The organism is Streptomyces tsukubensis (genome assembly GCF_003932715.1).
In the GTDB taxonomy this organism is placed as follows: Bacteria; Actinomycetota; Actinomycetes; order Streptomycetales; family Streptomycetaceae; genus Streptomyces; species Streptomyces tsukubensis.
This window is the reverse complement of the sequence record NZ_CP020700.1, coordinates 3803513-3816715: the sequence shown is the minus strand read 5'-3', so window position 1 is coordinate 3816715 and position 13203 is coordinate 3803513. Positions and strand designations below refer to the sequence as shown.

The 13203-nt window shown below is 71.1% G+C and carries 16 protein-coding genes and 1 tRNA gene; 4 read left to right on the top strand and 13 right to left on the bottom strand.

Annotation, left to right across the window (positions count from 1 at the left end; genetic code table 11):
• Nucleotides 1–11 precede the first annotated feature (11 nt).
• Both B7R87_RS15375 and B7R87_RS15370 read left to right on the top strand, forming a co-directional pair.
• On the top strand, nt 12–1574 hold the full coding sequence (locus B7R87_RS15375; protein WP_006348167.1) for an MFS transporter: 1563 nt from the start codon (nt 12–14) through the stop codon (nt 1572–1574).
• Between the two features lie 152 nt (nt 1575–1726).
• A complete protein-coding gene (locus tag B7R87_RS15370; protein ID WP_006348168.1) occupies nt 1727–2659 on the top strand; it encodes a TetR/AcrR family transcriptional regulator in 933 nt (310 codons plus the stop codon).
• A gap of 79 nt (nt 2660–2738) precedes the next feature.
• Here the strand turns inward: B7R87_RS15370 and B7R87_RS15365 are convergent, their stop codons facing one another.
• Together B7R87_RS15365 and B7R87_RS15360 are read right to left on the bottom strand one after the other, a co-directional pair.
• Nucleotides 2739–4361: an MDR family MFS transporter gene (locus B7R87_RS15365; RefSeq protein ID WP_006348169.1), complete on the bottom strand. Its 1623-nt coding sequence runs from the start codon at nt 4359–4361 to the stop codon at nt 2739–2741.
• 118 nt (nt 4362–4479) lie between these two features.
• Nucleotides 4480–5013 (bottom strand): MarR family winged helix-turn-helix transcriptional regulator, encoded by a 534-nt coding sequence (locus B7R87_RS15360; protein WP_006348170.1) that lies wholly within the window; start codon nt 5011–5013, stop codon nt 4480–4482.
• A gap of 254 nt (nt 5014–5267) precedes the next feature.
• Here B7R87_RS15360 and B7R87_RS15355 point away from each other — a divergent pair, with 254 nt between their 5' ends.
• Entirely contained in the window at nt 5268–5492 is a 225-nt protein-coding gene (locus tag B7R87_RS15355; protein WP_040915628.1) for a hypothetical protein, read from the top strand.
• A 36-nt stretch (nt 5493–5528) separates the two neighbouring features.
• Here the strand turns inward: B7R87_RS15355 and B7R87_RS15350 are convergent, their stop codons facing one another.
• The 11 genes from B7R87_RS15350 to B7R87_RS15305 form a co-directional block, all read right to left on the bottom strand.
• On the bottom strand, nt 5529–6329 hold the full coding sequence (locus B7R87_RS15350; RefSeq protein ID WP_233168835.1) for a hypothetical protein: 801 nt from the start codon (nt 6327–6329) through the stop codon (nt 5529–5531).
• A 175-nt stretch (nt 6330–6504) separates the two neighbouring features.
• A complete protein-coding gene (locus B7R87_RS15345) occupies nt 6505–7515 on the bottom strand; it encodes an RNA polymerase sigma factor SigF (RefSeq protein WP_006348172.1) in 1011 nt (336 codons plus the stop codon).
• Nucleotides 7516–7750: 235 nt separating this feature from the next.
• Nucleotides 7751–8695, bottom strand: coding sequence for an RNA polymerase sigma factor SigF (locus tag B7R87_RS15340; protein ID WP_006348173.1), 945 nt, complete (start codon nt 8693–8695; stop codon nt 7751–7753).
• A 387-nt stretch (nt 8696–9082) separates the two neighbouring features.
• Nucleotides 9083–9376 carry a Dabb family protein gene (locus B7R87_RS15335; protein ID WP_006348174.1) on the bottom strand — a complete coding sequence of 98 codons (294 nt, stop codon included), beginning with the start codon at nt 9374–9376 and terminating at the stop codon, nt 9083–9085.
• Nucleotides 9377–9425: 49 nt separating this feature from the next.
• A complete protein-coding gene (locus tag B7R87_RS33120) occupies nt 9426–9590 on the bottom strand; it encodes a hypothetical protein (protein ID WP_006348175.1) in 165 nt (54 codons plus the stop codon).
• A gap of 357 nt (nt 9591–9947) precedes the next feature.
• The gene (locus B7R87_RS15330) at nt 9948–10259 is read right to left on the bottom strand and encodes a hypothetical protein (protein WP_006348176.1); all 312 of its coding nucleotides are present in this window, start codon (nt 10257–10259) and stop codon (nt 9948–9950) included.
• Nucleotides 10256–10600 carry a DUF6247 family protein gene (locus B7R87_RS15325; RefSeq protein WP_040915630.1) on the bottom strand — a complete coding sequence of 115 codons (345 nt, stop codon included), beginning with the start codon at nt 10598–10600 and terminating at the stop codon, nt 10256–10258. Before B7R87_RS15325 ends, B7R87_RS15330 begins: the two co-directional genes overlap by 4 nt.
• Before the next feature lie 206 nt (nt 10601–10806).
• Nucleotides 10807–10891: transfer RNA gene (locus B7R87_RS15320), tRNA-Ser, on the bottom strand.
• A gap of 79 nt (nt 10892–10970) precedes the next feature.
• A complete protein-coding gene (gene tadA / locus B7R87_RS15315) occupies nt 10971–11399 on the bottom strand; it encodes a tRNA adenosine(34) deaminase TadA (RefSeq protein WP_006348178.1) in 429 nt (142 codons plus the stop codon).
• Nucleotides 11400–11473: 74 nt separating this feature from the next.
• A complete protein-coding gene (locus B7R87_RS15310; RefSeq protein WP_006348179.1) occupies nt 11474–11992 on the bottom strand; it encodes a tRNA adenosine deaminase-associated protein in 519 nt (172 codons plus the stop codon).
• 182 nt (nt 11993–12174) lie between these two features.
• Nucleotides 12175–12480: a hypothetical protein gene (locus tag B7R87_RS15305; protein ID WP_006348180.1), complete on the bottom strand. Its 306-nt coding sequence runs from the start codon at nt 12478–12480 to the stop codon at nt 12175–12177.
• Between the two features lie 84 nt (nt 12481–12564).
• Between B7R87_RS15305 and upp the strand changes: the two genes are divergently transcribed.
• On the top strand, nt 12565–13200 hold the full coding sequence (upp, locus tag B7R87_RS15300) for a uracil phosphoribosyltransferase (protein ID WP_006348181.1): 636 nt from the start codon (nt 12565–12567) through the stop codon (nt 13198–13200).
• The last annotated feature ends 3 nt before the right edge of the window (nt 13201–13203 follow it).

The window sequence follows — 13203 nt, the reverse complement described above, 5'->3', positions numbered from 1 at the left end:
GAGGTGCCCGTATGGCCGCTCCCGCCACCACGTCCGGGCCCGGCGAGACCCTCAAGCCATCCGGTGGACACCCCCAGCGCTGGCTGATCCTCGGCGTGATCTGCCTCGCCCAGCTCGTCGTCCTCATCGACAACACCGTGCTCAGCGTCGCCATCCCCTCCCTCACCCGGGAGCTGGACGCCTCGACCTCCGACATCCAGTGGATGATCAACGCCTATTCGCTGGTCCAGTCCGGGCTGCTGCTCACCGCGGGCAATGCCGCCGACCGCTACGGCCGCAAGAAGATGCTCCTGTCCGGGCTCGTCCTCTTCGGCGCGGGATCGCTGGCGGCCGGGCTCTCCCAGACCTCCGCCCAGCTCATCGCCGCCCGGGCCGGAATGGGCGTCGGCGGGGCGCTGCTGCTCACCACCACCCTCGCCGTCGTCGTCCAGATCTTCGACGACAACGAGCGGATCAAGGCCATCGGCATCTGGTCGACCGTCAGCTCCCTCGGGTTCGCCTGCGGTCCGCTGCTGGGCGGGTTCATGCTCGACCACTTCTGGTGGGGCGCCATCTTCCTGATCAACCTGCCGGTGGTCGCGCTCGGGCTGTTCGCCGTCGCCGCCCTGGTGCCGGAGTCCAAGAATCCGCAGGGCGACCGGCCGGATCTGGCGGGCGCGGTGCTCTCCACCATCGGTATGACCGCTGTCGTCTACGCGATCATCTCCGGGCCCGACCACGGCTGGACCTCCGCCGAAGTGCTGATCGCCGCCGTCCTCGGCATCGCGGTCCTGGGGGCGTTCGTAGTGTGGGAGCTGAGGATTCCGTACCCCATGCTCGACATGCACTTCTTCCGCAACCGGCGCTTCGTCGGGGCGGTCGCGGGTGCGATCCTCGTCGCCTTCGGGATGACCGGCTCCCTCTTCCTGCTCACCCAGCACCTCCAGTTCGTCCTCGGCTACGACGCCTTGGACGCCGGGCTGCGCACCGCCCCGCTCGCCCTCGCGGTCGTCCTCGTCAACCTCAGCGGGGCGGGTGCCAGGCTGGTGCTGAAGATCGGTACGCCCGCGGCCATCGCCCTCGGCATGACCCTGGTCTCGGCCGGGCTGGCGGCCATCGCCCTGCTCGGCGGAGGCGGATACGGCGGAATGCTGCTCGGGCTGGTCGTCATGGGTACGGGCGTCGCCCTGTCGATGCCCGCCATGGCCAACGCCATCATGAGCGCCATACCGCCGGAGAAGGCCGGTGTCGGCGCCGGGATCAACGGCACGCTCGCCGAATTCGGCAACGGCCTCGGGGTCGCCGTCCTCGGTGCCGTCCTCAACGCCCGGTTCGCCGCCCTGGTCCCCGCCGCCGTGGGGGCCGCGTCCCTGCCCGCCGCGCTCGCCGCTGCCGACGGCGAGGCCGAACGTGCCGCGGTCAGCGACGCCTTCGCCACGGGTCTGGAGACCAGTCAGCTGGTCGGCGCGGTCGCGGTGCTCCTGGGCGGGCTGCTGGCCGCGCTGCTGCTGTGGCGTGCCGAGCGCCGGGACAGGGAAGGGGCCGGGGATGGTGCCGGGGCCGGGGTGGCTCCCGCCGAGGGCGCGCTGCACTGACGGGGCCGTCACCTCGCGGGCGGGAGGTCCTCTCCGCATCACCCGTCCCGTCCCGCATACCATCGAAGGAGGCGAGGACGGACGGTGGAGCGTCGCTCCGCCGGGGTCCCGGCTCCGGTGGCGGGCGCCCTGGACAGCAAGGAGGCGGCACGATGGTGAGCGCGGCCGACCGTACGGAAAATCCCGAACGACCCGGACGATCCGGGCGGGCCGGAGCGCCTGCCGAAGGAACCGAAGGTGCCGGGGGTCCCGGTCCTGCCCGCGGACGCCGGTCCGGGAGCGGCGCGAGCGCCCGGGGTGCCCAGGGCACCCAGAGTGCCGAGAGCGGCGTCCGCAGCGTACGGACCAGTGTCTGGCAGGCCGGCGGGCGGCCCGAGCGCGGCCGCCGGTCGGCGCAGCCCGCCTCCCTCGACCGCCGGAAGATCGTGGACACGGCGGTACGGCTCCTGGACGCCGAAGGCGCCGCCAAGTTCTCCATGCGACGGCTCGCTGCCGAACTCGACGTCACCGCCATGTCCGTCTACTGGTACGTCGACAACAAGGACGACCTCCTCGAATACGCCCTCGACGCGGTCTACGGCGATATCCGGCTCCCCGATGTCTCCGACCCCGCCCAGTGGCGCGAGCAGCTCCGTACCCTCGCCACCGAGTACCGGAGCCTCCTCGTCCGCCACCCCTGGACCTCCGGTCTCGTCGGCCACTTCCTCAATATCGGGCCGAACTCGGTGTCCTTCGTCCTCGCCGCCCACCAGGCCATCAGGAACGCCGGACTGCCGCCCGAGGGGCAGATCGGCGGAATCGCCGCCATCTACCAGTTCGTCTACGGCTTCGGCACCATCGAGGGGCATTTCGTCGCCCACTGCACCACCGCCGGAATCTCCCAGGACGAGTACGTCGCCCGGGCCATGGGCACCGTCAACGCCCTTCCGGAGCTCAGCGAGTACGCCGAGGCGGCGGCCGAGATGATGGACGCGCGCGGCGGCACCACCGTCGCCGAAATGCGGGACCGGGACTTCGACTTCGCCCTGGAGATGATCCTGGCGGGCGTCGAGGCGATGGTGGCCCGCGCCGACCGGGCGGGATGACCGGGGCCGGGTCCCGGCCGGTCCGTGAACCCGTCGTGGCCCCGGCCGGTCCGCATCCGTCGTGGCCCCGGCCGGTCCGTCAGCCCGTCGTGGTTCCGGCCGGGGTCCCGGTCGGCTCCGGCGCGCTCTCGGATTCGGTGTCGCCCGCGACCGTACGGGACTTCAGCGGCACCTCCTTGATGAACGCCGTCACCACCAGGGCCAGCAGGGCGAACGGCGCCGAGTAGAGGAAGACGTCCGCGACCCCGTTCCCGTACGCGCTCTCCAGCACCGACCGGACCGGCTCCGGCACCAGGTCGAGATCGGGGATCCCGCCCCCGGCCGTCGCGCTCTGCCCGGCCGCCGCACCCTCGGGTCCCAGGGCACGCAGCCCGTCCTCCACATAGCCCGTGACCCGGGTGCCGAGGATCGCGCCCAGTGCGGAGACCCCGATCGCGCCGCCCAGGGAGCGGAAGAAGGTGACGACCGAGGACGCCGCGCCGAGATCCGCCGCGGTGACCTGGTTCTGGGTGCACAGCACGAGGTTCTGCATCGTCATGCCGATGCCCAGACCGAGGACGGCCATGAAGAGCGCCGTATGCCAGTAGGGGGTGTCGTGGCGGATCGTGCCCAGCAGACCGAGCCCGGCCGTCGTCAGCATGCCGCCCGCGAGCAGCCACCCCTTCCACCGGCCGGTCCGGGTGATCAGCTTTCCGGAGACGGTGGAGGAGAGGAACAGCCCCGCGATCATCGGGATGGTGGCCACGCCCGACATCGTCGGTGACAGTCCGCGGGCCAACTGGAAGTACTGGCTGAAGAAGACCGTGCCCGCGAACATCGCGACGCCGACGAAGAGGGAGGCGGCCGAGGCGAGGGAGATGGTCCGGTTGCGGAAGAGCCGCAGCGGGATGATCGGTTCGCCCGCCCTGGACTCCACGTACAGGAAGACCGCGGTCAGCAGCGCCGTACCACCGAGCATCGCGAACGTCTGCCAGGACATCCAGGCGTAGGTGTCACCGGCGAACGTCACCCAGATCAGCAGCAGTGACACCGCGGCGCTGATCAGCGTCGCTCCCGCCCAGTCGACCTTCACGTCCCGCTTCACGACCGGCAGCCGCAGGGTCTTCTGGAGGACGACCAGGGCGAGCAGCGCGAACGGCACCCCGACGTAGAAGCACCAGCGCCAGCCGAGCCACTCGGTGTCGGTGATCACCCCGCCCAGCAGCGGACCGCCGACCGTTGCGATCGCGAAGGTGGCGCCGAGGTAGCCGCTGTAGCGGCCGCGCTCCCGGGGCGCGATCATCGCGGCCATGATGATCTGGGCCAGTGCGCTCAGACCGCCGACGCCGATGCCCTGGATCACCCGGCAGGCGATCAGCGTGCCGGTGCTGCCGGCGAGGCCGGCCAGCAGGGAGCCCGCTATCCAGATCAGCAGGGCTATCTGGACCAGCAGCTTCTTGCTGACCAGGTCGGCGAGCTTGCCCCAGAGCGGGGTGGTCGCCGTCATCGACAGCAGGGCCGCGGTGACGACCCAGGTATAGGCGCTCTGGCCGCCGCCGAGGTCCGTGATGATCTGCGGCAGCGCGTTGGAGATGATCGTCGACGACAGGATGGCGACGAACATGCCGATCAGCAGTCCGGAGAGCGCCTCCATGATCTGCCGATGGGTCATCGGAGCGGTGCCGCCGGCCTCCGTTCCGGCCCGCTGAGAGGTCACAGCCATGTCCGTCCGGTCCGTCCTTCGGGGTGGGGTGGGTGGGGAGGGTGTTCGCTACGGGGGAGTTGTACGGGTACGGAGATTCGTGCGGGTACGGAGATTCGTACGGGTGCGGGTACGGGGGTCACACGGGAGTGGGCGGCGGTACGGCCTCCGGGAGCCGCTGCCGCCGGGGCGGTTCCGGGTGCTCCCCCGCCGCCGGTGGTCCGGCCCGTTCCCGCAGCTCCCGCGGCTCCGCGGTGAAGGAGCACCGCAGCCGTTCGAGCATCCCGATCAGATCGCCGATCTCCCCGTCGGACCACTCCGCCAACTGCCGCGACAGCAGCACCGCACTCCGCTCGTGCAGCTCACGGAGCTTGGCGGTGCCCTCAGGGGTGAGCCGGAGCAGCCTGGAGCGCCGGTCGCCGGGATCGGGGGCGCGTTCCACCCAGCCCCCGTCCACCGCGTGCGCCACATGTCTGCTGGTCACCGACATATCGACGGCCAGCAGCTCGCACAGTCTGCTCATCCGCATCTCGCCGTGCCGATGGAGCAGGGACAGCGTTGCCGCGGGCCCCGACGGACAGTCGGCGGGCAGCGCCCTCAGCAGACCGCGGCGGAGCGCGCCGATGGAGTTGAGCTGGCGGGCCAGTTCCGCGTAAAGGGTCTGAGCGGCCATGGCCCGGATCCTCCCCAGAATAGTTGTTGCTTAGAGCAACCATAAAGTGGATGGTTGCTCAAGGCAAATGAAAAGGGGGCTTGCAGAAGTAAAGGGATGCTCAAGGAATCGCCGGATGTCGGCCGGGGCGGAGCCGGGCTGCGGCCCGACCTGCGGTCGGTCCGTACCGCCCGGTCGCGGACCGGTGCGCTCCGCGGCCGGCCGTCCGGGCCGGGGCTTGGGTCGTCACCGGGGGTTCGCTAGGGTCGGGGCCCATGGCACACAACCCCCAAGTTCCTCACGGCCAGGGCCCCCAGGGTGCGCACGACCCCGCGGGCAGCACTCAGATGTTCCGTGCGTTCGTGGACGAGGACGCGCCGCAGGGCGGCAGCCGACGGGCCGCCGCGGCCGAACGCTCCGGGCCGCCGGTCGGGCTGATCGCCGGAGTGGTGATCGGGCTGCTGGTCCTCGGCGGCGTCGTCTGGCTCGCCCTCGCCTGATCCGCGAAGACAGACCCTGATCCGCGGCGGACGGTCTCAGGACCAGTCGGCCCGGACGTCCCGGGTCTCGATGCGCATGCCCGGCGGTACGCGCCAGGCGTCCACGCACACCGTGTACGTCTCCGCCCTGGCCGCGCCCGCCGCGATCGGGGTCGGGAGCGGGCGGTGCGTGTTGACCGTGGCCCAGTCGATGCCCAGCGCGCCGATGATGTGCGTACCGAAGGTCACCGTGCCCGAAGCGGCCGCTCTGCCACCGGTGTTACGGAACTCGACCGTCACCTGCTCGCACCAGCGCCGGTCCGTGGGCGCCAGGGCGGGGGCGCCGACCGTGATCACCGGTGGACCCGCGGGCGGCTTCGCGCCGGACGGCGGGGCGGTGGGCGGGCTCGAACCGGGCGGCTTCTGGCTGCCGGGGCCGGAGTCGCCGGGTCCGTCGGGGCCTTCGGGCGTGGTCGGGGGGCCGGTGGGCGGAGCCGTACCGCGGCCCGTGCTCCCTTCCGTACCACCCGATCCGGACTCCCGGCCCGCTGGTGACGGCACCGACGAGGGGCCGGGGGCGGCGGATGAGGGCGACGGCGTCGCGGTGGACGGAGCGGAGGAGTCCGTGGACCGCGGCCGGGAGCCACCGGCCGCAGGGGTTCCGGCCGGCTCCAGCGGGAGCAGGCTCACCCCGCCCTTCGGCGGGACCACACCTTCCGGGGTGCCGGACGCACGCTCGGGGCCGATCGGGCCGACCGCCGCGTAACCGTCGTCGTCTCCGCTTCCGCACGCGGTGAGCGCTCCGCCCAGGCAGAGCGCCATCGCCGCGAGGACTGCCTTCTGACGTCGTCGTCGCATCGGATCAGTCTGGCTGACGATCCGTCAGTAAGGAACCCGTGGAGCCGGGTCACCGCACGGAACGGCCGGGATCGGCCGGTCCCGGCCCAAGGCCGAAGGCTCGGGGGTGAGGGAGTTCCTTGTGGATCGGGCCGGAGCCCGGCGAGATCCACAAGAGACGACCGCCGGTTGTGGCTCAGTCGGCGGTCAGGCCCTGCCGCAACTGCGCGAGCGTCCGGGTCAGCAGCCGGGAGACGTGCATCTGCGAAATGCCGACCTCCTCGCCGATCTGCGACTGCGTCATATTGGCGAAGAAGCGCAGCATGATGATCTGGCGCTCGCGGGGCGGCAGTTTGGCCAGCAGAGGCTTCAGCGACTCGCGGTATTCGACGCCTTCCAGCGCCGAGTCCTCGTATCCCAGGCGGTCGGCGAGCGAACCCTCGCCGCCGTCGTCCTCGGGGGAGGGCGAGTCCAGCGAGGAGGCGGTGTAGGCGTTGCCCACGGCGAGGCCGTCGACGACCTCTTCCTCCGACACCCCGAGCACCGCGGCCAGTTCGGGGACGGTCGGGGAGCGGTCGAGGCGCTGGGACAGCTCGTCGCTCGCCTTGGTCAGCGCCAGCCGCAGCTCCTGGAGTCGGCGCGGCACCCGCACCGACCACGAGGTGTCGCGGAAGAAGCGCTTGATCTCACCGACGACCGTCGGCATCGCGAACGTCGGGAACTCCACGCCCCGTTCGCAGTCGAACCGGTCGATCGCCTTGATCAGCCCGATCGTGCCGACCTGGACGATGTCCTCCATCGGTTCGTTGCGGCTGCGGAAGCGGGCCGCCGCGTAACGGACCAGGGGGAGGTTCAGCTCGATGAGGGTGTCACGGACGTAGGTGCGCTCCGGGCTCTCGCCGGTGCCCTGGTTGTCCAGGGCGCGCAGCCGCAGGAACAGGGAGCGGGACAGCGTACGGGTGTCGATGGCGTCCGACGCGGGCGCCGAGCCCGCCGCACTCGTGGTCCCGGGCGTCCCGGGTGTCACGGCACCGAACTCGGCGCCCGCGTCGGGGCCGGAGCCGACCGGTGTGTCCGGAACCGGTGCCCCCGGCTCCGCAAGACCGGCGAGGTCCGTGAGCGCCTCCGGCATCGGCGTTGCGGTCGCTTCCGACGTGGACGCGGGCGTGAGCGTGAGCACCTTCGAGCTGCCCTGTTCTGCGGACATGCCACCCCCTTGAGGTCGCGGTCGGTCGCGGTGGCCGCGACCAACGGAGGAACGCAGCCTGCCCCTGAGATACCGGCGGGAAGGCTGCGGCAAACGCGTCTCCCGCAGAATGTCACATGTCGGCAACGCGCTGAAGTGACAAGTCGACAGTTGAGAAACGAATCGGCGCAGGAAGCAGGGGGTGCGCGGACGGTGATCCGCGGGGCGGCTTCCGTACGGTCTCTACCCGTTCCGGCTAGGCCTCGATCCTGTTTGCGGATCGCAATCGGGCGAAGCTCCGGGCGAGGAGTCTTGACACATGCATCTGTGAGACCCCCAGTTCCTGGCTGATCTGCGACTGCGTCAGATTGCTGTAGTAACGGAGCATCAGAATCCGCTGCTCCCGTTCGGGCAGCTGTACGAGCAGATGCCGGACGAGGTCGCGGTGTTCGACGCCCGTCAGCGCGGGGTCCTCGTACCCCAGCCGGTCGAGCAGCCCGGGGAGCCCGTCGCCCTCCTGGGCCGCTTCCAGGGAGGTCGCGTGGTAGGAGCGCCCCGCTTCGATGCAGGCCAGTACCTCGTCCTCGCCGATCTTCAGCCGCTCGGCGATCTCGGCGGTGGTGGGGGTGCGGCCGTGGGCGGTGGTCAGGTCCTCGGTGGCGCCGTTGACCTGGACCCACAGCTCGTGGAGGCGGCGGGGGACATGGACCGTGCGCACGTTGTCCCGGAAGTATCGTTTGATCTCGCCGACGACGGTGGGCATGGCGAAGGTGGGGAACTGCACCCCCCGGTCCGGGTCGAACCGGTCGATCGCGTTGATCAGCCCGATCGTGCCGACCTGGACGACGTCCTCCATGGGTTCGTTACGGCTCCGGAAGCGGGCCGCGGCGTACCGGACCAGCGGCAGGTTCGCCTCGATGAGGGCGCCCCGGACACGGCCGTGCTCGGCGGTGCCGGGGACGAGGGACTTCAGCCGGCCGAAGAGCACCTGGGTCAGGGCGCGGGTGTCGGCGCCGCGGCTGCTCCCGCCACCGCGGCTGCCCGGGCCGCGTCCCGTACCGCCTTCCGTACTGCTTTCCGTTCCGGATTCTGCGCTGTCTTCGGCGCCGCTCTCCGTTTCGCCCGTACCGGGCACCTCGCCCGGTGCGTCCCGGGGCGCCGGGGGCTCGCCCGGGATGCCCTCCTGCTCCGGGCCCGGCACCGCCTCCGCCTCCGACGGCCCCGTTCCCGTATCCGGCCGTGCCCGGGACGGGGGTGGGGGCGGCGCGACGGGCCCCGCGGGATCAGGGGCGGGGGAGGGCGGCGGGGCAGACGGCGGGGACGGGGAAGGGGTCTGGGGCGGCGCCTGACGAGGCGCGGTACTGGCCGGCACGATGACGCCACCCCTTCGCGGTCAACTACGGTCAACTCATCCATCAAAAGCGGTCATAGCATCACAAGACATGTCCACTGTGTGCAAGCACCTGATAAAGCCGTGTTGAAGGCAAGTTGGGGTCCAAACCTTAAAAAGCCCCTTGCCTCAGAGGCAAGGGGCGTCGGAACGTCGCGTGGCGGGGGGTGCACGGCCCGGCAGGGGGCCGGGTGCGGTTCAGAATTCGTAGTCGGCGATCACCCAGGTGGCGAACTCACGCCACTGCGCGGCGGCGGCCTGGTGCGCCGGTTGCTCCAGATACCGCTGCAGTGCATCGCGGTCGGCCACGGCGCAGTTGATGGCGTAGTCGTAGGCGATCGGGCGGTCCGAGAAGTTCCAGGCGCACTCCCAGTGCGCGATCTCGGGCACCTGCCCGTCCAGCGCCTCGAACGCCGCCGCTCCGGCGGCGACCCGCGGCTCGCTCCGCTCGACGCCCTCGTTCAGCTTGAACAGCACCAGATGACGGATCACGGTAACGGCTCCTCGGTGGTGATGGTGCGCCCGGGCCGCCCCGGCCGACTCAGTTGACCAGCTCGGTCATGAAGTCGCCGACCGCCCGGGCCGAGTCCGATATGGCCTCGAAGCCTATCTGGACCAGGTCCGCAGCCTCCTCGGGATCGTTGATGATCGTGTACAGCACGAATACGATGACGAGATAGAACGCGATCTTCTGCGCCTGTGCCATTCGCTTCGCCTCCCCTGACCGTTCCCGTGCGCAGTCGCGGAAGTCTAACCGAGCATTTATGGACCAAGGGCCCTGCGATGGGGGCCCTTTGCCGATCGGATACGAGCCTTCCGGGGTGGAGGATGGCGGAGAACCCGTTCGGATTTGGCAGGAATCCGGGCGGGAGCGCGACCGGTCCGCACTGCGGGACGTACGCGCCGCAGCTTCCCCCCGATCGCGGCGCGGCCCCGGCACACAGGGCGATCCGGTCCCCGCCGGGGGGAGCGGCTCTCCCCCGATGCCGCTTCCCCCGACCTTCTCCCCTTCCTCTCCGAGAGGGAGGCGGGTCCGCCGCTGTGCACACGGTTCACGGCCGGCTCACTGCCAGAAGATCTCCTCCACCACGATCTGCGGGTCCTCGACACGCCCCACGAACGTGAAGCGCAGCCAGCCCCTGCCGTGGTCGAAGTAGAGAATGTGGGCACCGAGCGGACGGCTGGACCGGGCGGGCTCCAGATAGAAGCCGTCCGGCAGTGCATCCTGCGGCCGGCAGGGGTTCCGAGCCGTGATCAGTTCGGCCATGCCGTCCCTGATCTGCTTCCGCACCTCATCGGGGAGGCCGTCCCGGTAGGTACGGGCGGCTTCGACCCAGTCCGCCTGCCACGGTGGGCCCATGAAGCCCTCGGTCACCGGCCGGGCTCCGTCTGGCGCGCGGCACGGCGGATGTGCCCGGCTTCCTCAAGAAGCGCCTTGGCCCGGTCGGAATCGGTCGCGTCCCGTGCGTCGTCCTCCAGGCGGTGCACCCGCTCTTCCAGGAGCGGATCGCGTGCGATGGCGTACTCGCCCCACCAGCGGGCCATAAAGGCGGGAACCGGGGCGATGTCGTACGTGTCGGCGACGGCTCGCTTCCAGTGGGCGTCGAAATCGCCGAGCAGCTGCGGGGCGTGCTGGGAGATCGCCTCGCGCAAAGCCTTCGGGGTTCGCTCGGGCATGGGCGGGGGGCACGGTCCGCCCAGTGCGGCAGTGGTCATGAATACGCTCCTCGTCGGGCCGGGGCCCGCTCCGTGCGGCGATTCTCCGATCAGCGTATCGCCGCCGGATCGGCGGAACACGGGCTGGAACCCTCCCGGGTACCACCCACCGGGGACAGTTGTGGCCTGCCGGGCCGCGGCTGCTTCCGCTGCTGATGCACAGCACCCCCTGACTTGCGTTTCCGCAGTTCAGGGGGTGATAAGAGCGGTAGCGGAGGGATTTGAACCCTCGGTGACTTGCGCCACACTCGCTTTCGAGGCGAGCTCCTTCGGCCGCTCGGACACGCTACCGGGAGAGAGCTTAGCCCAAGGTGGGCCCTGTGCCGAAATCCGTTTCGGGACCGGGGCCGGGTGCCGGCCCGGGAGGGTGTCAGCGGTTGCGGAAGAACGCCGTCAGGGCCGCCGAGCACTCGTCCTCCAGTACGCCCGCGATCACCTCCGGGCGGTGGTTGAGCCGGCGGTCGCGTACGAGGTCCCAGAGGGAGCCCGCCGCGCCCGCCTTCTCGTCGCGGGCGCCGTACACCACCCGGTCCAGCCGGGACTGGGTGATCGCGCCCGCGCACATCGTGCACGGCTCCAGCGTGACCACGAGCGTGCAGCCGGTCAGCCGCCAGCCCGGCCGGCCCTCGGCGGCGCGGCGGATCGCCAGCACCTCGGCGTGGGCCGTGGGGTCGCCGGTCAGCTCGCGCTCGTTGTGGCCGGTGGCCAGGGTCCGGCCGTCGGCGTCGAGCACCAGCGCACCGACCGGGACGTCGTCCGAGAGCGCCGCGCGGCCGGCCTCGGCGAGGGCGAGACGCATCGACGCTTCCCAGGGAGCCCGTACCGGATCCACTGCCGGACGGTGTACGGGCTCCCGCTCTGCGGGGACAACCACTAGCGGACGGCCTCCAGCACCTCACCGGCACCGAGCGCGTCCGCGATCTCGGCGAGGGCGTCGGTGTCCAGGGCCAGCAGCTCGCGCTCCGACACGCCGAGGTCTTCCAGCAGGCGGCTGTCGCCGACGGGGCCCGCCGGGACCGCGCCCTCGGAACCGTCGCCGTCGTCGGCCGGCTCCGGCTCGCCCTCCTCGGTGCCGTCGAGGTCGAGCGCGTCGAGGTCCCCGGCGGGGTCGTCGTCCTCGCCGCCGAGCACTTCCTTGGTCAGGATCTCCCCGTACGAGGAGCGGGCGGCCGCGGCCGCGTTCGAGACGTAGACCCGGGGGTCGTCCTCGCCGTCCACGCGCACGAGGCCGAACCAGGCGTCCTCCTGCTCGATGAAGACGACGACCGTCTCGTCGTTGGTGGCCTCTCGGGCGAGATCGGCCAGGTCGGACAGGGTCTCCACATCGTCGAGCTCTGTGTCGCTCGCTTCCCACCCGTCTTGAGTGCGCGCGAGCAGTGCGGCGAAGTACACCGTGACTCTCCCACTGTTCAGAGGTGTGACGACCGGTGGCGCGGCTTGGTGCCCCGCCCCATCGGAATCGTGGCAGAAACCCGGGCTCTGCGAGAGGTCTTCCGTCGTTGCGTCGGCCATCAGTTCTTTTTACGCGCGCCATCGGAGTTACCCGGCGGCCGTCGGGCTCACCCGGGCGGCGGTCACCAGCGGAAGGTCCGCATCCGCATCTGCTGGCGCATGCGGGCGGCCCGTGCCCGGCGGGGTCTGACCCGGTCCCGCAAGGCCTTCGCCTCGTTCAGCTCCCGCAGGAACGCGGCGCGGCGCCGACGGCGGGCCTCTTCCGTTTCCGTGACCCCGGGGCGAGCCGCGGGGTTCTCGGCGGTGTCCTCTTCGGGGTTCTCGTGCGGTGCGGCACGCCCCGTCCCCTCCTTCTCGGCCTTCTCGTCCTTCTGGATGTCGTGCTTCTCACACGGTGTCGCGCGTCCTTCGCGACCTGGCTCCGGCACGGGCCTCACCACCAATGGGTCTGCGTATGCCTCCACCTTCCCTCGCTCACTTCGATTGATGCGACCCGGGCTACTGTGGAAGGCATGCGGATCCACGTTGTCGACCACCCGCTGGTGGCGCACAAGCTCACGACGCTGCGCGACAGGCGCACCGACTCCCCCACCTTCCGGCGGCTCGCCGACGAGCTGGTCACCCTGCTCGCCTACGAGGCGACGCGTGACGTGCGGACGGAGCAGGTCGACATCGACACTCCGGTCACGACGACGACCGGGGTCAAGCTCTCCCACCCCCGGCCGCTGGTCGTGCCCATCCTGCGGGCCGGGCTCGGCATGCTCGACGGCATGGTCCGGCTGCTGCCGACCGCCGAGGTGGGGTTCCTCGGGATGATCCGCAACGAGGAGACGCTGGAGGCGTCGACGTACGCCACGCGGATGCCGGAGGACCTGTCCGGGCGGCAGGTGTACGTCCTCGACCCGATGCTCGCCACGGGCGGCACGCTGGTCGCGGCGATCCGCGAGCTGATCGAGCGGGGCGCGGACGATGTCACCGCGGTCGTGCTGCTGGCGGCGCCGGAGGGCGTCGAGGTGATGGAGCGCGAGCTGGCGGGCGCGCCGGTGACGGTCGTCACCGCGGCGGTCGACGAGCAGCTGAACGAGCAGGGGTACATCGTCCCGGGCCTGGGCGACGCGGGCGACCGGATGTACGGCACGGCGGATTGACGG